The organism is Candidatus Brocadia sp. (assembly GCA_021646415.1).
Classification (GTDB): Bacteria; Planctomycetota; Brocadiia; order Brocadiales; family Brocadiaceae; genus Brocadia.
Genome location: SOEU01000004.1, coordinates 59071 through 75899 on the forward strand (window position 1 = coordinate 59071; position 16829 = coordinate 75899).

At 43.5% G+C, this 16829-nt stretch carries 17 protein-coding genes; 11 read left to right on the forward strand and 6 right to left on the reverse strand.

The window, feature by feature from the left end; genetic code table 11:
* Nucleotides 1-83: 83 nt before the first annotated feature.
* Both E3K36_05050 and E3K36_05055 read right to left on the reverse strand, forming a co-directional pair.
* Nucleotides 84-686, reverse strand: a complete 603-nt coding sequence (locus E3K36_05050) for a hypothetical protein (GenBank protein ID MCF6154615.1) — start codon at nucleotides 684-686, stop codon at nucleotides 84-86.
* The gene (locus tag E3K36_05055; GenBank protein MCF6154616.1) at nucleotides 662-925 is read right to left on the reverse strand and encodes a hypothetical protein; all 264 of its coding nucleotides are present in this window, start codon (nucleotides 923-925) and stop codon (nucleotides 662-664) included. The genes E3K36_05050 and E3K36_05055 overlap by 25 nt, the downstream gene beginning before the upstream one ends.
* A 328-nt stretch (nucleotides 926-1253) precedes the next feature.
* Here E3K36_05055 and E3K36_05060 point away from each other — a divergent pair, with 328 nt between their 5' ends.
* The gene (locus E3K36_05060) at nucleotides 1254-1502 is read left to right on the forward strand and encodes a ribbon-helix-helix protein, CopG family (protein MCF6154617.1); all 249 of its coding nucleotides are present in this window, start codon (nucleotides 1254-1256) and stop codon (nucleotides 1500-1502) included.
* Entirely contained in the window at nucleotides 1499-1897 is a 399-nt protein-coding gene (locus E3K36_05065; protein ID MCF6154618.1) for a PIN domain-containing protein, read from the forward strand. The genes E3K36_05060 and E3K36_05065 overlap by 4 nt, the downstream gene beginning before the upstream one ends.
* A gap of 48 nt (nucleotides 1898-1945) precedes the next feature.
* On the opposite strand, the gene E3K36_05070 is transcribed toward E3K36_05065, so the two are convergent.
* Entirely contained in the window at nucleotides 1946-2200 is a 255-nt protein-coding gene (locus tag E3K36_05070; GenBank protein ID MCF6154619.1) for a hypothetical protein, read from the reverse strand.
* A 49-nt stretch (nucleotides 2201-2249) separates the two neighbouring features.
* Between E3K36_05070 and bioA the strand changes: the two genes are divergently transcribed.
* From bioA to hflX, 4 genes are all read left to right on the forward strand, one after another.
* Nucleotides 2250-3605 carry an adenosylmethionine--8-amino-7-oxononanoate transaminase gene (gene bioA / locus E3K36_05075; protein ID MCF6154620.1) on the forward strand — a complete coding sequence of 452 codons (1356 nt, stop codon included), beginning with the start codon at nucleotides 2250-2252 and terminating at the stop codon, nucleotides 3603-3605.
* Entirely contained in the window at nucleotides 3580-4977 is a 1398-nt protein-coding gene (murD, locus tag E3K36_05080; protein MCF6154621.1) for a UDP-N-acetylmuramoyl-L-alanine--D-glutamate ligase, read from the forward strand. Before bioA ends, murD begins: the two co-directional genes overlap by 26 nt.
* 266 nt (nucleotides 4978-5243) lie before the next feature.
* Entirely contained in the window at nucleotides 5244-5957 is a 714-nt protein-coding gene (locus E3K36_05085; protein ID MCF6154622.1) for an acetyl-CoA synthetase, read from the forward strand.
* A gap of 13 nt (nucleotides 5958-5970) precedes the next feature.
* Nucleotides 5971-7269, forward strand: coding sequence for a GTPase HflX (gene hflX / locus E3K36_05090; GenBank protein ID MCF6154623.1), 1299 nt, complete (start codon nucleotides 5971-5973; stop codon nucleotides 7267-7269).
* A 260-nt stretch (nucleotides 7270-7529) separates the two neighbouring features.
* On the opposite strand, the gene lgt is transcribed toward hflX, so the two are convergent.
* The 3 genes from lgt to E3K36_05105 form a co-directional block, all read right to left on the reverse strand.
* A complete protein-coding gene (gene lgt / locus E3K36_05095; GenBank protein MCF6154624.1) occupies nucleotides 7530-8399 on the reverse strand; it encodes a prolipoprotein diacylglyceryl transferase in 870 nt (289 codons plus the stop codon).
* Between the two features lie 2 nt (nucleotides 8400-8401).
* Nucleotides 8402-8758 carry an aspartate 1-decarboxylase gene (locus E3K36_05100; GenBank protein ID MCF6154625.1) on the reverse strand — a complete coding sequence of 119 codons (357 nt, stop codon included), beginning with the start codon at nucleotides 8756-8758 and terminating at the stop codon, nucleotides 8402-8404.
* A gap of 86 nt (nucleotides 8759-8844) precedes the next feature.
* Nucleotides 8845-9273, reverse strand: coding sequence for a cytochrome c (locus E3K36_05105; GenBank protein MCF6154626.1), 429 nt, complete (start codon nucleotides 9271-9273; stop codon nucleotides 8845-8847).
* 386 nt (nucleotides 9274-9659) lie between these two features.
* On the opposite strand from E3K36_05105, the gene E3K36_05110 reads away from it, so the two are divergent.
* The 5 genes from E3K36_05110 to pstA all read left to right on the forward strand — a co-directional run bounded on the left by E3K36_05110 (nucleotide 9660) and on the right by pstA (nucleotide 16563).
* On the forward strand, nucleotides 9660-11042 hold the full coding sequence (locus tag E3K36_05110) for a porin (GenBank protein ID MCF6154627.1): 1383 nt from the start codon (nucleotides 9660-9662) through the stop codon (nucleotides 11040-11042).
* A gap of 158 nt (nucleotides 11043-11200) precedes the next feature.
* A complete protein-coding gene (locus tag E3K36_05115; GenBank protein MCF6154628.1) occupies nucleotides 11201-11530 on the forward strand; it encodes a hypothetical protein in 330 nt (109 codons plus the stop codon).
* A gap of 65 nt (nucleotides 11531-11595) precedes the next feature.
* The gene (locus E3K36_05120) at nucleotides 11596-12570 is read left to right on the forward strand and encodes a phosphate ABC transporter substrate-binding protein (protein ID MCF6154629.1); all 975 of its coding nucleotides are present in this window, start codon (nucleotides 11596-11598) and stop codon (nucleotides 12568-12570) included.
* A gap of 4 nt (nucleotides 12571-12574) precedes the next feature.
* Nucleotides 12575-14968: an ABC transporter permease subunit gene (locus E3K36_05125; GenBank protein ID MCF6154630.1), complete on the forward strand. Its 2394-nt coding sequence runs from the start codon at nucleotides 12575-12577 to the stop codon at nucleotides 14966-14968.
* Nucleotides 14965-16563: a phosphate ABC transporter permease PstA gene (gene pstA, locus E3K36_05130; GenBank protein ID MCF6154631.1), complete on the forward strand. Its 1599-nt coding sequence runs from the start codon at nucleotides 14965-14967 to the stop codon at nucleotides 16561-16563. Before E3K36_05125 ends, pstA begins: the two co-directional genes overlap by 4 nt.
* Nucleotides 16564-16829: the final 266 nt, after the last annotated feature.

Here is a 16829-nt window from a genome sequence, read left to right on the forward strand (position 1 = left end):
TGCCTTGATAGACGAGACTGACAGTATCCGGATCTATCTCTCTCAGCACCACAGAGGATAGGTTTTCGGATAAACGACTTTGGCTAGATCGCTTCTCCGAGCCGTCGGATCCATAATTTTTGAAGCGGATCGAGATTTCCCGCATCGCCGGCTCGCAGGGCTTCAAGATATTCATGACGCCGCTCAGGGTCCGTTGGTGCGGCTTCGACAGGAGGCAGGGCAAGCTTATAAAGAAGTGCGGCCAGCACCAGGCGACCAATGCGACCGTTGAAATCTTTGAAAGGGTGAATCCACTGAAATCGCCAGTCCACCCAAGCAAGAAACGCTGCTATCTCCGGCAGATTATCATCTTCCAAATGCCGCAACCGCTCGGCTAAATCGTCACAGAAAGACCGCACGAGAATCGGCACTTTATAATAAGCCGGTGGCTCCAGTGTTCCGACTTTCACATCCGTTGTGCGAAACCGGCCAGCCCATTCGGGGAAGAGGTGCCCGGCAAGTTCCCGGTGCCTCTGGCAGAGCCACTCGGGCGTGATGATGATCTCATGGGCTGGAGTTTGCAAAATCTGAGCAAGCATCCTGGCAAGCGAGACGGCAAGCCTTTCTGAGACTTCCGTATAGGTAAGCACGCCCTCAGCCGTGTCAAACGCACGGGTTGATCCTAACTGTCCTGATTCTTTGCCCATTGGTCTAATTGATCTAACAGGATTTTAAGACGGGTCACCGTAATCGGTTCGCCTTCGAATGTCATTGATTGGGCCACTCGTTCCAGCATGACTTCCCGATGGGCAGCGACAACCGTGTCTGGTGTTTTGTGCTGAGCCCGCCATTGGCGAAACCTGGTTGCTAACGCATCAAGATCGATGGGCTCGCTACTATTTGCTGTCATAGCGTGTGTTCTTGCATGGATCCGAGTTTCGGGCAATCACTTTCCTCTACAGGAGAGACCAACGACATGGCGTTGATGATGGGAAATTACCTTTTTCACTCTGAGGCAATGTTAAATAAAAACGGAGAAGATTGCAAGCTTTTTCATTCTCGGTTGAATAGACCTGCTGATTTTGCAGATTCTTTGTCTCTTGATACTATTCATTCTCGTTTAAGTTATACATGCAAAGATACGGCATTGCCTTGTCTCTATTGCCTGAAAAACCCGCTTCAATAAAATGAAAATTCCTGTGTAATCGAGTTATTTGACATGCTTAGTCAAATCTGCTATCATTGAGCCAAAACTGTAATCACTGGAGGCTAATATGGTACGTACTCAAATTCAATTGACAGAAGAACAGGTAAAGGCATTAAAAAAAATTGCATTATCCCGGCATCTATCTATTGCAGAGCTCATAAGGCAAGCAGTCGATACCATGATCCGGTCCAACACAATGGTTGACATCGAAGAAAGACGGAAAAGGGCTATTGACATAGTGGGCAGATTCAGTTCCGGCAAACGTGACATTTCAAGGAAACACAATACATACCTTGTAGAGGCATTCGGCAAATGAGAATTTTTGTTGATACACCGGCATTTTTTGCCCTGCTCGACAGAGACGATGCCAACCATAAAAAAGCAAAAGATGTATGGAATAAAGTACTCTGCCCTGAAAATGTCCTTATCACCACAAATTATATTTTGGTGGAAAGCTTTGCCCTTGTACAGCATCGTCTCGGCATGGATGCAGTAATGGGATTTCAGGAAGACATCTTGCCGATTATCAATATTGAGTGGATTGCATCGGGAGTACACAGATCGGGAGTAAGCGCCCTTCTGGCGGCTTCGAGACGTAAACTGAGCCTTGTTGATTGTATAAGTTTCGAAATTATGCGCAATTCAGCAATTAAAACCATTTTTACTTTTGATTCCCATTTTGAAGAACAGGGTTTTCATTGCATTCCTTAAACGGTTTAGGTGATCAGGTCTTTCCATGTAATAAGGGGCAAACACTATTTATTTGTGTTTTGTTTCTTCGGCCTTACCCCTGGCAAGAGATGCCTCTTTTCGTGGGGTTGCAATAAAATGCACATGATTACCAATCAGGCAGTAAGCAAACAATGATAGATTATATGTCTTGCTGTACTCATCAATCCGGGAAAGATACCGTAATCGATCTGCGTCATCTTGAAAAATATTTTGACGAGCATCACCTCTTTGGGTAATATGGCAAATATCGTTTGGAACAACTACCCCTGAAGTACCTGGCATGTTCAAACATCTGTCCCTATGTGTCTTAACCTTAAATTTCCCGGCAAAAATGATTCATAGAACTTATAAAGAACAATTAGAAACCTGGGATAAGACCTATCTCTGGCATCCTTTCACCCAGATGCAGGATTACACCAAAGAAACACCTCTGATTATTGAAGAAGGAAATGGTATTTTTCTTAAGGACGTTGATGGCAAAGAATACATCGATGGGATCTCCTCCATGTGGTGTAATCTGCATGGCCACCGCAAGAAGGAGATCGACAATGCCATAAAACGGCAACTCGATAAGATTGCGCATAGCACACTCCTTGGCCCATCCAATATACCGGCCATCGAACTAGCAAGAAAACTTGCAGAAATCGCGCCAAAAGGGCTAACAAAGGTTTTTTATTCGGATAACGGTTCCACCGCGAATGAGGTTGCACTCAAGATGGCCTTCCAATACTGGCAACATAAAGGATTGAAAGATAAGACACAATTTGTAGCCTTGCAATACGGTTACCATGGAGACACTGTAGGAACTATGAGTGTTGGCGGAATAGAAATATTTCATCGCGCCTTCCGCCCCCTGTACTTCAAGACACACTTCGCACCATCACCTTATTGCTACCGCTGTCCACTGGGAAAACAGGATAAGGATTGTGCTTTGGCTTGTCTTGAGGAATTGGAAAATATTTTAAAGGATCATTCAGACCACATTGCCGCTCTGATTATGGAACCACTGGTGCAAGGAGCCGGGGGGATAATCGTCCATCCGGCAGGCTATCTATCAGGAGCGCGGACTTTGTGCAAGAAATATAACGTGCTTTTTATTTTAGACGAGGTACTTACCGGCTTTGGACGGACAGGCAAAATGTTTGCCTGTTTCCATGAAAATATTGTCCCTGATATCATGGCGGTGTCCAAAGGCATCAATGGGGGCTATATGCCATTGGCCGCCACACTTGCCACCGAGGAAATTTACCATGCTTTTTTAGGAGAATATTCACAGCTTAAGACATTTTTTCACGGGCATACCTACACGGGAAATCCTTTAGGTTGTGCAGCCGGGCTGGCCAGTCTGGAATTATTTGAAAAGGAACATCTACTGGAAAATCTGAAATCAAAGATTAATCATTTACGAGCCAAACTTAAGCGCTTCGAATTGTTGGAACATGTTGGAGACGTCAGACAATGCGGGCTTATCGCAGCTCTTGAACTGGTGAAGGATAAATCCACGAAAGAACCATATCCCTGGGAAGAGCGGGTAGGAATCAGGGTATGTCTCGAGGCCAGACAACGCGGCTTGCTCATACGACCGCTTGGACACATTCTTGTTCTTATGCCCCCACTAACTATCGAAATTAACGAATTGGACAGATTACTCAATATCGTTTATGAATCTATACAAAATGCAGTATGAATTTAAAAAGAAAAAAATCACTGTTATGGGGTTAGGCTTGTTTGGAGGCGGGGCAGGCGTTGCCCAATTTCTTGCAAAACGCGGTGCTCACGTTACCATAACCGACCTGAGAAACGCCACAGAACTTGCTCCATCCATAAAACAACTTGAAGGACTTCCTATTACATACAAACTCGGTGGACACTGCGACGAAGATTTTATCAATGCGGACATGATTATCGTTAATCCTGCTGTACCAAAGGAATCAAGATTTATACGAATCGCAAGAGATAACCACGTTCCATTAGATACAGAAATAAACATTTTTTTTCAATTATGTCCGGCCCCTATTATTGGCATCACCGGTAGCAACGGGAAATCAACTACCACAACACTTACCGGTAAAATATTGCAACAGACACAACGTACAACGTGGGTCGGCGGAAATATCGGGAAATCACTCCTCTTACATCTTGAAGAAATAAAGCCTTCCGACATCGCGGTCCTTGAGCTTTCCAGTTTTCAGCTGGAAGAACTCCATAATGCAAAAAAAAGTCCCGGCATCAGCATCGTAACCAATATATCACCCAATCATTTAGACCGCTACTCAAGCATGGATGACTACATTCAAACAAAAAAAGGCATCATCTTACACCAAAAACCAGATGATTATGCAATCCTCAATTATGATGATCCGGAACTGAGAACGTGGCAAAAAGAATGTAAAAGTACTGTTTTGTGGTACAGCGCAAAAGACACGTTAACCGAAGGTGCCTTTGTAAAAAATGATACCATCGTCCTCTCTGTGAAGGGTAAGATGACGACAATACCGTGCATATCCAGGATCAGGATACCCGGTGTCCATAATCTTCAAAACATTCTTGCTGCCTCAGTGGCAGCCTATCTGGCCGGCACCGGCGAACAATACATTGAAAAGGCCATAACCACCTTTTCTGGATTAGAACACCGTCTGGAATTTGTTCGTAAGATAAACGGTATACGGTATTACAACGATTCTAAGGCCACTACACCAGAATCGGCCATGGCTGCCATTACGGCATTCCAGACACCAGTAATACTTATTGCCGGTGGATATGACAAGGGTAGTAGTTTCGAGAAATTTGCTGAGGCATGTGCAAGGCACACCAGGGCAGTTGTCCTCATGGGGAAAACAGCGAAAAAAATAAAAGAACTCATACTACAGAAACAGGCGCAAAAAGAAACCCCATCAATATTCACGTCAAACACCTTCCAGGAGGCATTTCAGCAGGCAAATATCCTGGCAAAGGCGGGAGATGTTGTATTACTTTCTCCTGCCTGCGCCAGTTACGACATGTTCCTTAACTACGAAGAGCGTGGAAGGCAATTTAAAGACATGGTACAAGCATTATGAACACATCGGTCCTGCAGAACAAAAAAAACTTTTAGCCCGATTTAACTTGGCCAGATACCACACACGGTGTTTTCCACTGAAAAATTTTGTCTGTTATGGAAAGAGAAGGGTATGTTGTTTTTGTATAATCCCTTGGACATGTCCGATGACATTTGATATATATCCTTTGAACATTGTATATTTGTCGTTATAATAAAATAAGTCTTGCGGTTTTTAAAGTAAAATCAGGATGTTTTCGAGTTAAGGAAATCTGTATGAACAAATTTATGACACACGGTGGAAAAACTGCCCGTCATATTATACAAAAAGCCTTAGTCCAGAGTCGATATGAATTACTTGAACCTGAGGCTAAGGAATTCATTGAAACGTTTGGTATAAGCGCTACCAGGCATATCGTTACATCTTCACGTGCAGATGCAATTCAGGCCGCGACTTCTATCGGATATCCGGTTGTCCTCAAGATTGTTTCTCCTGATATTAGCCATAAAACCGATGTCGGTGGTGTTAAGCTTGGTATAAAGGATGATGAAGGTGTCAGGAGTGCGTACGACGAAATTATAAGAAGTGTAAAAAAGAGGCAGCCGGACGCACGGATTGATGGGATTCTTGTTCAGGAAATGGCAACACCTTCCACGGAAGTTATTATAGGCGGGCTTCGGGACCCTCAATTTGGCCCGGCCGTGATGTTCGGGTTGGGGGGTATCTTTGTTGAGATTTTTAAAGACGTATCTTTTCGTATCGCCCCGGTGGAGGAATATGAGGCATTGAATATGATTCACGATATAAAGGGGGCAAAGGTATTCAAGGGTTTTAGGGGTAGGGAAGCAGCGGATATTTCCGCATTGACACAAACCATTGTACGGGTATCAGACATCATGGTTTCCATAGAAGAAATTAAGGAGATAGACCTGAACCCAGTCCTTGTTTATCCGAAAGGCTTGAAGGCTGTTGATGCGAGGATTATTTTATGTCAATTGTAGAATAGAGGTATAAGTGAAATTAAAAGACACTGCATTTACGGTAAGGGCGGAACGCGCCATTCTTTTCCGGGTTATGCTGTCTGGAGATCATAGTGATAATGAAGCACCCCTGGAAGAACTTCGGCGATTGGCAAAAACTGCAGGTGCAAACGTTGTCCACACAGTAGTTCAAAAAAGACCGAACATCGATCCCGTATATTATGTTGGGAAGGGAAAAGCAGCCGAATTATCCGGGATTTCAAAGGATTTAAGTGCCGATGTGCTTATTTGTGACGACGACCTTACTCCGGCGCAGGTCAGAAATCTTGAAAGAGTTATCGAGAAAAAAGTAATTGACAGGAGTGAATTAATCCTGGACATATTTGCTACCCGTGCAAAAACATTTCAGGCAAAACTTCAGGTAGAATTAGCTCAATTAGAGTATACTCGACCCAGATTAAAGAGGCTGTGGACACACCTCTCCAGGATTGAGGGTGGTATTGGAACAAGGGGACCCGGTGAAAAACAATTGGAAGTTGATAAGCGCATTGTGTTAAAAAAAATCCATGACCTGAGAAAAAAATTACATGAGATCGAAAAGAGGCAGGAACGGCTAGTCGCCTCGCGGAAGGAATTTTTCACGGTATCCATCGTGGGATACACCAATGCCGGGAAATCGACATTAATGAATGCCCTGACGGAGATTGATACCTTTGTAGAGGATAAACTCTTTGCAACACTTGACACAAAGACAAGTATCTGTAAATTGGAAAACGGAAGAAAGGTTTTAGTAAGTGATACGGTGGGTTTTATCCAGAAGCTACCTCACCACCTGGTTTCGTCCTTTAAAGCAACACTTGAGGAGGCCAGGCACGCCGACCTTCTGCTCCATGTTGCAGATATGAGTTCCCCTCTGGTTCACAAACAAATCGGCGCGGTGAATGCCGTGTTAAAGGAATTAGGATGCGACAATAAACCGACGATCATGGTATTTAACAAAATAGATGCCATAAAAGACGAGTCTGCTGTTCCTTTGCTCCAGAGTTATTACAGGGATTGCGTTATGATCTCTGCGAGGACACACCAGGGGATAGAAGAACTGAAACGAAAGATCAGGGAAATACTGGAAAAAAATTTTATGGAAGTGGAGCTTACCTGCAGCCCAGCCAATGGGAAGTTAATTGCATATCTTCATGAACATGCACATACTTTAAGTAGCCGTTTTGAAGAACAGCGGGTAACATTCCGATTGCTTATAGAAGACAAGCTTATTCAGAAATTACGGGTGCTGGATGATGACATACAGATAAAAGAAGCTGTTGTGGCGAATTAAGTCTTTATGACCACTTCATGCTGGTTCAGGCTTGTAGCCTGAATCAAAACATTTTAGAGGTATCCAAAAAGGTCCCGTGCAACTTAATTTTAGCCCTAATCAAAACGTTGAAAAAGCTGTCAAGGGCTGATGAATTGGCATGGGTTTATGCCATAGCGCGGTTCAAAACCATGGTCTGGTTCAAAATAAACGGATAGCACTCATCCAGGGAAAATCACCCTCCCGGTTTCTTCCTTTGATGGGGGATTAACTTAATGACATTAATTATGTGGTATCCCCGGGTTGTTCCTTACCGGTTTAAGTCTGGAGATAGCAAAAAGACTTATTGATATAATAAACATAGCGATACTGATAATCTGCGCGATGGTAAAAAGCCCAAAGAATAATGGATTATCATCCCGGAGTGCTTCCATGCAAAATCGTATGATGGGATAAAGTATACCAAAGAGGAGCAGCACCTCTCCATCCCTTTTCCGATATTTAAAGAAAGCACTGAGAATAAAGAAAAGGGCAACATCGGAAAGAAATGAATACAATTGGGTGGGATGTATGGGCAGAGTATGTACATCAGAAAGGTGAACTAATCCGAGTTCGTATTGATGAAGGAAGGCAGGGCTGCCATCTATCATGCCTGTTTTATCCTGCGTTCTTGGGAATTGAATTGCCCAGGGGATATGGAGGGCAACCTTTCCAAAGCAGCATCCGTTCAGGAAACATCCGATACGGCCAAAGCCGAGCCCCAGTGCAGCAGAAGGCATAAGGATATCAATGATCTTTAAAAAAGACAGTTGATGCTTCTTAACATACACAAACAAAGTAACAATGCCGGCGAAGAGTCCCCCATAGTATACTAAACCGCCTTCATAAATCTTAAAGATGCTTAAGAGATTGTTTTTGTAATCTTCATAGAATTGAATAATAAAAAACAACCTTGCTCCAAAAATTCCTGCACAGACGAGATAAATGCCAAGATCTGTAATCTTATTTGGGTCAATACCTTCCTTCCTTGCCCTCCATCGTGCAATGGTAATGGCCACCAAAAAGGCGACCATCAACATGAATCCGTATGAATAAATGGGTATGTTTCTCTGGAGGAAGGGGAGCGGGATTTCGAATAAGATTCTTCTCATAACTAGAGGGTTTTCATGAGTTTGTTGTTTCCGTCAACGAGAATAATCTTCGGTTTCCAGTTTCTTGCCTCTTTATCTTCAACAAGGCAATAAGAAATAATGATGACCCGGTCTCCTGGTTGTGCCCATCGTGCAGCAGCACCATTTAAACATATGATACCGGAGTTGCGTTCTCCCTCAATTATGTAAGTTTCTACCCGCGTTCCATTGTTAATATTGAGGACCTGTACCCGTTCGTAATGCAGGATGTCTACAGCATCGAGAAGGGCTTTGTCAATAGTAATACTACCGTTATAATTAAGGTTGGTTTCCGTTACTGTTGCAGCATGGATCTTGGCCTTGCACATCTCCCGTAACATTGTTTCTCCCTATTAGGTTGATTACATACAAATTTTCATAATGTACAAATTTTATCTTAAACTAAGACAAAATCAATAGTAACTCCTCATTGTTCCTGTGGCGGGTAATAACTCCTGACGCAAACCTTGACCAGATCAACAATCTCTTCGTCTTTCAGCTTGCCCTTAAAGCCAGGCATCTTTTCTTTACCATTGGCCACAGAAATAATTAATCTCGAATCGGATACGTTGTCCTGCCATTTGTGATTGGTAAAATTCGGGATTTTGAAAATAAGTCGACCGATGAAAGAACCCTTTCCGTTAGCTCTGTGGCATTTCTGGCATTCCCTTTCATATACTGCCCAGATCCCGCCTTTTTCTGACAAGGCTGTTTGTTTGGTATTGCATCCATAGGATAACAAGACACAAAAAATAAAGATACCTATAAAGGAAGTAATTTTTTTCATTCTTCTCTCCTGTGATAGTTCTTTGTGTTTGTTTTTACTTAACTTTCCGAGTTTACCATAAAACAGCATATATTCAAGTCTCTTATCCTATTATTGTGATAAATTTAACACAAAATTAACAATTCTTTAATAATTTTTTAACATTAAAATACTAGTATAACAACAAGATTTTCATGATTAACCCCCATGTGAATCTCCGGTAAGGATAACCGGACCCCATGCGGGAGAGAGATTTCCTCCCCTCTCCCGCAATTCTTGAAATTACGCTGTTGAGTAATTAGGTTGTATAGGAAGGTTCATTTTATTATGCAGTTTCTTAGGCGGCCGAGGTATAAAAATCCCCGTAGGGACACGGCGCTCCGTATCCCTGCAAGGGGGATTGGTTTGAAATTTATGGAAAGAGTAGTTTTGTACGTTTATATGAAAGGCTACTTGTAGAAAAGGAGGGTTAAGAAATGCGAAGTAAATGGTGTAAATATGTTTTGTCGTTTGCCACGGTATTTTGTGGGACATACACAGACGGTATGTTGCAAGATGTGTTTGCCCAGGAGACAGAACAAACCGAGGAGATATCAGGAAGCGCGCGGGATTATTTACAATGGCAGTTGAAACGGATGGAGGAATCAATGCAAAGGCAGCAGGAACAGATACAGGCCTTAAAAAATCGAGTGGAGGCATTAAGTGTAGAGAAACCACCGGTTACGAAGGAAGAGATTAAGCATGAAATTGAGGACTATCTTGCCACAGATGAGGCACGGAAAAAGATGGGGCTAGGCCTTCCGAGTCTCCCAGCCGTCTACACCCCTGATGATGAAAAATATGCACTGAGCGTTAGGTCGCCTGATGGCAAATTTTCCTTAAATACGGGTGGCCGATTGCAGTTCCGATACACATTCAAGGATAGAGATGCAGATTTTGGAAAAAACGATACCAATAACATTGATGTTCGCCGGGCAAGGGTTTACTTTGGTGGAAATATTTACAGTAAACTGGTGCATTATTACGTTGAGCTAGACGGAGATAGCTTTGATGTTGGCATTAGGGATTTTTATGTATACTGGACTCCTCTTGAAGAATTAAATGCCAAGATCGGGTACTTTAAAGTACCCTTTAACAGACAAAGAGTTGCATCATCCGCAAAGCTCTTATTCCAGGACAGATCCATTGCCAGCGAAGCCTTTGATCAGGATCGAGACTATGGATTCGATATCTATGGACACCCCTTTGAAGGACACATGGAATACCATGCAGGGATATTTAATGGGGCTGGTGAAGATCCTGAAGATAGGGGTACGGACGATAACCTCGATAATGAACTCATGTATGTGCTTAATGTTAGATATAATCCATTTGGAGAGTATGATTATTACGATGAAACCGATGTGAAGTATTCCGATGCCTTAAAGGCAACAATCGGTGTTTCTGTAACTTTTAATGCAAAAGATAGAGATGAAAAGCTTGAGAATACTGATGCAATAGCCGGAGTCATTGATCTTGGTGTAAAGTACAGGGGCTTATCATGGAACAACGAGTATTATGTAATGACACAGGACCCGGAATCTGATGGCGATTCAGTAGATTCCGATGGTTTCTTTACCCAGCTCGGCTATTTCGTGATACCGAAAAGACTGGAATTGGACGTTCGTTATTCCCAGCTTGATCCCAATAACGATGTATCGGACGACTTTGAGAGGGAATATGCGGCCGGTGCAAACTATTACTTCCGTGCCCATCGTTCCAAGATACAGGCAGATTTTGGTCACCATGTAACCAAAAAGGGTGATGCGGGAGATGAAGATGAGAATCGGTTCAGGGTGCAATATCAGATTATATTTTAATATTTAGAATTTCAAACTTTTCGCCTCCCCCTTAATCCCCCTCATTGAGGGGGACAACAACTGTCCCCCGCTGGTGGGGGTAAGGGGGTGGAATTTTGTTGTAAAAAAGGCGTACGTGTAAGTAGCCGAAGGCCTAATTTAAGGAGGTAAGAAAGAGTATGAGAAAATTGAGCAGAAGGTTTTCGAATGTGTTTTTTGCCATGGTTGTGGCTCACATGCCATCTTATGTTGTTTCGCAAATGGCAATGTCCCATGCTGCTGACCCATCGCAGGCCGAGTCATCAAAGGAAAGCGCATATCAGGAGACCGAAAGGGACGGAAGGCTGTATGTCTTTACTTCATCCACGTGGTTAACAGATTTTGAAAAATCGGGAGAACTTGGCAAGGCAGCAGTTATCAAAATAGGTTACGGACCAAATGGTGAAACGGTCGTCTTTGATTCTGACGAAGCTGTGAAAGAATATAACTACCGACGTTATGAAAAATGAATCGACTTCTGCAATAAATTTGATTAAGATATTGTCCACGAACATCTATTTAAGGAGGGGGATGTATGGTAAAAAAATTATGGCTTTTGATGTCAATTTTTAATCTGGGTCTGGCCTGTACTGCCATAGCTGGTGAAACTATCCATGTGGACCCGAAGATTAAGTCATATGTCAAAGTGGGTGGGGTTTCTGGAAATCTCAACAGCATAGGCTCTGACACCATGAATAACCTCATGACCTATTGGGCAGAGGGTTTTAACAGGGTATACCCAAACGTGAAGGTTCAGATAGAGGGGAAGGGATCTACAACCGCACCACCGGCCTTAATCTCAGGAACGGCACAGATGGGACCCATGAGCCGGGCAATGAAACCGACAGAAATTGATGCCTTTGAAAAGAAATACGGCTATAAACCCACAGCAATAAAAACTGCACTGGATGCCCTTGCAGTATATGTAAATAAAGACAATCCTTTAAAGGGTTTAACCCTTTCACAAGTTGATGCTATTTTTTCAAGAACCCGAAAAGGTAAATATAAAGAAGATATTAAAACATGGGGGCAACTCGGATTAACGGGAGAATGGGCAACCAGACCGATAAGCCTCTATGGCCGTAATTCTGCATCAGGTACCTATGGTTATTTCAAGGAGCGGGCCCTTTTCAAGGGAGACTTCAGAGATACCGTAAAAGAGCAACCCGGTTCTGCTTCTGTTGTGCAGGGTGTAACTGAAGACCAATATGCCATGGGTTACAGTGGGATTGGATACAGGACTTCAGGTGTGCGTACTTTGCCTCTTGCATTTAAAGAAGGGGAACCGTATAAAGAGGCTGAAATGGAAAATGTAATGAACGGTTCCTATCCGCTGGCACGGTTTCTTTACGTATACCTTAATAAGAGGCCGGGTCAGCCGCTCGACCCTCTGGTTAGGGAGTTTGTGAAATTTATTCTGAGCAGAGAAGGTCAGGAAGTAGTCGTAAAAGACGGATTTGTACCTGTACCGACATCGGTTGCTGAAGAGGAACTGAAGAAAATAAATTAGATACATGAAAAGTTTGAAGAGAAGAAAGTTTACAGATATGGCTGCCCACTGGGTAATTACACTCGGTGGAGCGGCTACCGTTTTTGTTGTACTTGCCCTGTTTTTCTTTATCTTTTTAGAAGTTTATCCACTTTTACAGGGCGCTAAGGTAACAAAGGAAAATACCTACACTTTACAGGGTAAGGCAATTTCCATAGGAGTGGATGATCACCAGGAGGTTGCCTTTGCCGTTTATAATAACGGCAATATAGAGTTTATCTCACTACCAAATGGAGAGGTCTTTAAAAAATATACTGTAAAAGGCCTTAACGGTTCTTTCCTGCCACATCAAGCCGCAACCAATTTCCCCCCTAAAACAAATGCACAGAGTAATTACATCACATCCGTTAGTCAAGATCGCGATCGTCTTGCTTTGGGAACGAATGACGGGAGGATCTTAACAGTATCTATCAGCTTTTCTGAATCGTTTGACAATGAGAAAAGGATTATTCTCCCTGAGATATCAGAAGCGGAAACTGTACTAGTAAACACCGAAGGAATAGGGCTCAAATCTATTACATCCAGGGGAAATGAAGGCGCAATAGTTACGGCAGTCCATACAGAAGATGGGAAATTAGTGTTCATATCCTCAGAAGTCGAAAGGACGCTCTTTGGTGAGGGTGAAAGAAAGGAGATTAAGAAGGATATCACCGATCTCGTTGTGCAGTATAGCTTAAACCAAATTCCCCCCCCTTCGCAAAAGGGGGACTTCGTCGTGAGCACTCAGTCGAACAATGACGGAGGAGGAAAACCTGAGCCTGGTACAATGCTTATATCACATAACCCGATACATTTGACAGAACAGGGAAACAAGACCGGGATAACTTCCCTTGCGCTTGACCTCTTTATGGAAAACCTTTATGTGGGGACATCTTCGGGTGAGCTGTTCCACATAAACGTGAGTGACAGGAGTAATCCCTATCTTGTAGAAAAGGTAAAAATGTCTGACGAAGCAGTTACCGCATTAGATTTTTTATTGGGTGATGTTTCACTTATCGTCGGCGACGCCGCAGGTGGAGTGAATGTATGGATGCAGGTAAGAGATGAGATGTCATCTTCAGGATGGGCTTTGAAAAAGGTGCATACCCTTACATCTCACAGCGCTCCGGTTCTGGCAATTGCCCGGTCTATGAGGGATAAAGGGTTTGTGACAGCAGCAGCTGACGGAACAATTCATCTCAACCACGCAACCTCTGAACAAACACTTTTAAAACTCGGGACAAAATCTATTCCGGCGACCCTTTCCTTTTCGCCAAAGGCCAACGGCATTCTGGCGGCTGATGCGAATAACCATCTCTTTCAATGGATCATTTCAAACCCTCATCCGGAAACGACCTTAAAAACCCTGTTTGGACCGGTATGGTATGAGGGATACGAAAAACCGGAGTTTATCTGGCAGTCTACGGGTGGTACAGATGATTTTGAACCGAAGCTGAGCCTGGTACCATTGATCTTTGGCACTATTAAAGGTACAGTATATGCCCTGATTATTGCTGTACCTATTGGCATCCTTGCTGCACTCTATACTTCCCAGTTTCTTCATAATTCCTTAAAAATAATAAAGCCGGTTATTGAAATCATGGCGGCGCTTCCCAGCGTTATCCTTGGTTTTCTTGCCGGACTCTGGCTTGCGCCATTATTGGAGAGAATATTTCCTGCAATCATTATCATGCCGTTTTTCATTACCCTATCCATTGTCATAGCCCTTGTTATCTGGAAAATCCTGCCAGTCTTTGGAAAGGGTTGGCACAAGTATGGAACAGAGGCACTCGTTTTAGTACCCTTTCTTATCGGGGCGATATATGTGTCTCTTCAGCTTGGTGATATCTTTGAATCCTTCTTTTTAGGAGGTGATTACAGGGAATGGTTTTCCAATATTTTTGGATTAAGGTATGACCAGAGGAACGCCGTTGTTGTGGGTATTGCTATGGGATTTGCCGTCATACCCCTTATCTTTACCATATCAGAAGATGCCATGAGCAATGTTCCCAGTAGCCTCCGGTCGGCCTCACTGGCGCTTGGTGCAACCCCGTGGCAGACGGCGGTCAGGGTAGTTTTACCCACTGCAAGTCCGGGAATTTTTTCAGCCGTCATGATTGGTTTTGGGAGGGCGGTGGGCGAGACAATGATTGTTCTTATGGCCACCGGTAATACTCCCATCATGGACTGGAATTTGTTTAATGGCTTCAGGGCACTTTCGGCAAATATAGCGGTTGAGATACCGGAGGCGCCGCTTGGAGGAACACTCTACCGGGTACTTTTTCTTGCTGCATTGCTCCTTTTTGTAACCACCTTTATCGTTAATACCCTTGCAGAAATGGTAAGGCACAGAATGAGGCTAAGGTATAACAAGCTATGAAAAAACTTTTTAGAACCGGTAACCCGTATATATGGTTGACAGCTGGAACGCTGACATTTTGTCTCCTGATGATAGGTGGGTTGGTTGTACTCATTATGGTAAATGGATTCGGTATATTCTGGCCTCGGAAGATAGTTCAGTTTACCCTCCGGGACGGGACGGTAACTTTGGGAGAAATTGCAAAACGAGAATCCATTCCCCACAAAAAAGACTCTTACCGGACAAAGCTGAAAGTTGGTAACAGGGATGTTTATGGTATGGATTTCAGATGGATAGATAACGCAGATATTGTATCTCAGGATTATCCTGTACATGCGTTAGTTTTCGAAAGACGCGAGTGGGGCAATATGTATGGCTTTTTAAAAGGTTTTAAACAGGATGATGGTGTTAAACCACTGAAATTAGAAGACATGGTTTCCTTGCTCGAAGAGAGCCACACTCTTTACAAAAGGATACGGTATGTAGAGAAAAAAGAGATTGGTAATATAAATTACCGGATGGAAAAATCCCGTCTTGAGTTGAAGCGTCTGATGACGTTTCAGCCATCCGAAAAAATTCAAAAAAAAATCGCGGCTGCGAGGATCAGGACGGACAATCTGGAAAAAACATACCGGGAAAAAGAAGATGTGCTTGCCGGACTTTATACGAAGGTAAGGGGAAAAGAGGTTGTTGTGCTCCTTGCGGATGGCAAGGAAAAGATTTTACCTGTTTTTCAGATTATCCGTATCTATGCCCCGAATGAGATGGGAATTCTTACCAAAATGGGTTTTTATACAACAAAATTTTGGGAGTTTATCTGGGGCGAACCGAGGGAGGCAAATACCGAAGGTGGTGTATTTCCCGCTATTTTTGGGACAGTTATGATGGTCCTGATCATGAGTATTGCAGTTGTTCCACTCGGTGTATTGACAGCGGTATATCTCAAAGAATATGCCAACGATAATTTTATTGCCAGGCTTGTCAGGATATCAGTAAGCAACCTGGCGGGCGTGCCATCTATCGTCTTTGGTGTTTTTGGCCTCGGTTTTTTTATTTATTTTATCGGGGGAGGTGTAGACAGATTGTTTTTCTCGGAATCCCTACCGACTCCTACCTTTGGAACAGGTGGAATTCTGTGGGCATCGCTTACCCTGGCGCTCCTGACCGTACCGGTGGTTGTGGTAGCAACGGAGGAGGGTCTGTCAGCTGTACCCATGTCCATACGAGAGGGCTCGTATGCGCTTGGCGCTACCAAGAGTGAAACTCTATGGAAAGTGGTGATTCCTCAGGCAACTCCTGGTATACTTACCGGCACTATTCTGGCTATGGCAAGGGCTGCCGGAGAGGTCGCACCCCTGATGATTACCGGTGTTGTGAAGCTAGCACCCTCTCTGCCAATTGACAGTTACTTCCCCTATATCCATTTGGAGAGGAAATTTATGCACCTGGGGTTTCATATTTATGATGTCGGATTCCAATCACCCAATGTAGAGGCGGCCATCCCCATGGTCTATACCACAACCCTCGTTTTGCTCTGTACAGTGCTTGTGTTGAATCTTACGGCCATTGTGGTGAGAAATAAACTGAAGAAATGGTACAGCACTGGGGCGATGTAGAAGAATAACGATTTACCACAGTAACCTTGACTTACAGGAATTTCAAATAAAAATTTCCTCCCCCTTTATCCCCCTCACTGAGGGGGACAAACAACTGTCCCCCGCTGGCGGGGGTGAAGGGGGAGGGCTGTTATTGCAAAAATAGATATTTTAAATTGCCGAAGGCCAAATTAAATGTTAATTTCACTTCCCCCCCATAATCCCCAGTAAACGGGGGGATTATGGGGGGGAAGTCATCGAAGGCCTGATTAAATTGTGAGAAGCAA

What these genes read in the sequence shown, in the direction of transcription:
- E3K36_05050 (MCF6154615.1), bottom strand. Translation starts at nt 686, where the DNA reads ATGGGCAAAGAATCAGGACAGTTAGGATCAACCCGTGCGTTTGACACG.
- E3K36_05085 (MCF6154622.1), top strand. Translation starts at nt 5,244, where the DNA reads ATGACACACGGTGGAAAAACTGCCCGTCATATTATACAAAAAGCCTTA.
- E3K36_05115 (MCF6154628.1), top strand. Translation starts at nt 11,201, where the DNA reads ATGAGAAAATTGAGCAGAAGGTTTTCGAATGTGTTTTTTGCCATGGTT.
- E3K36_05060 (MCF6154617.1), top strand. Translation starts at nt 1,254, where the DNA reads ATGGTACGTACTCAAATTCAATTGACAGAAGAACAGGTAAAGGCATTA.
- murD (MCF6154621.1), top strand. Translation starts at nt 3,580, where the DNA reads ATGAATCTATACAAAATGCAGTATGAATTTAAAAAGAAAAAAATCACT.
- E3K36_05065 (MCF6154618.1), top strand. Translation starts at nt 1,499, where the DNA reads ATGAGAATTTTTGTTGATACACCGGCATTTTTTGCCCTGCTCGACAGA.
- E3K36_05105 (MCF6154626.1), bottom strand. Translation starts at nt 9,273, where the DNA reads ATGCTGTTTTATGGTAAACTCGGAAAGTTAAGTAAAAACAAACACAAA.
- lgt (MCF6154624.1), bottom strand. Translation starts at nt 8,399, where the DNA reads ATGAGAAGAATCTTATTCGAAATCCCGCTCCCCTTCCTCCAGAGAAAC.
- E3K36_05070 (MCF6154619.1), bottom strand. Translation starts at nt 2,200, where the DNA reads ATGCCAGGTACTTCAGGGGTAGTTGTTCCAAACGATATTTGCCATATT.
- E3K36_05110 (MCF6154627.1), top strand. Translation starts at nt 9,660, where the DNA reads ATGCGAAGTAAATGGTGTAAATATGTTTTGTCGTTTGCCACGGTATTT.
- E3K36_05125 (MCF6154630.1), top strand. Translation starts at nt 12,575, where the DNA reads ATGAAAAGTTTGAAGAGAAGAAAGTTTACAGATATGGCTGCCCACTGG.
- bioA (MCF6154620.1), top strand. Translation starts at nt 2,250, where the DNA reads ATGATTCATAGAACTTATAAAGAACAATTAGAAACCTGGGATAAGACC.
- E3K36_05120 (MCF6154629.1), top strand. Translation starts at nt 11,596, where the DNA reads ATGGTAAAAAAATTATGGCTTTTGATGTCAATTTTTAATCTGGGTCTG.
- E3K36_05100 (MCF6154625.1), bottom strand. Translation starts at nt 8,758, where the DNA reads ATGTTACGGGAGATGTGCAAGGCCAAGATCCATGCTGCAACAGTAACG.
- pstA (MCF6154631.1), top strand. Translation starts at nt 14,965, where the DNA reads ATGAAAAAACTTTTTAGAACCGGTAACCCGTATATATGGTTGACAGCT.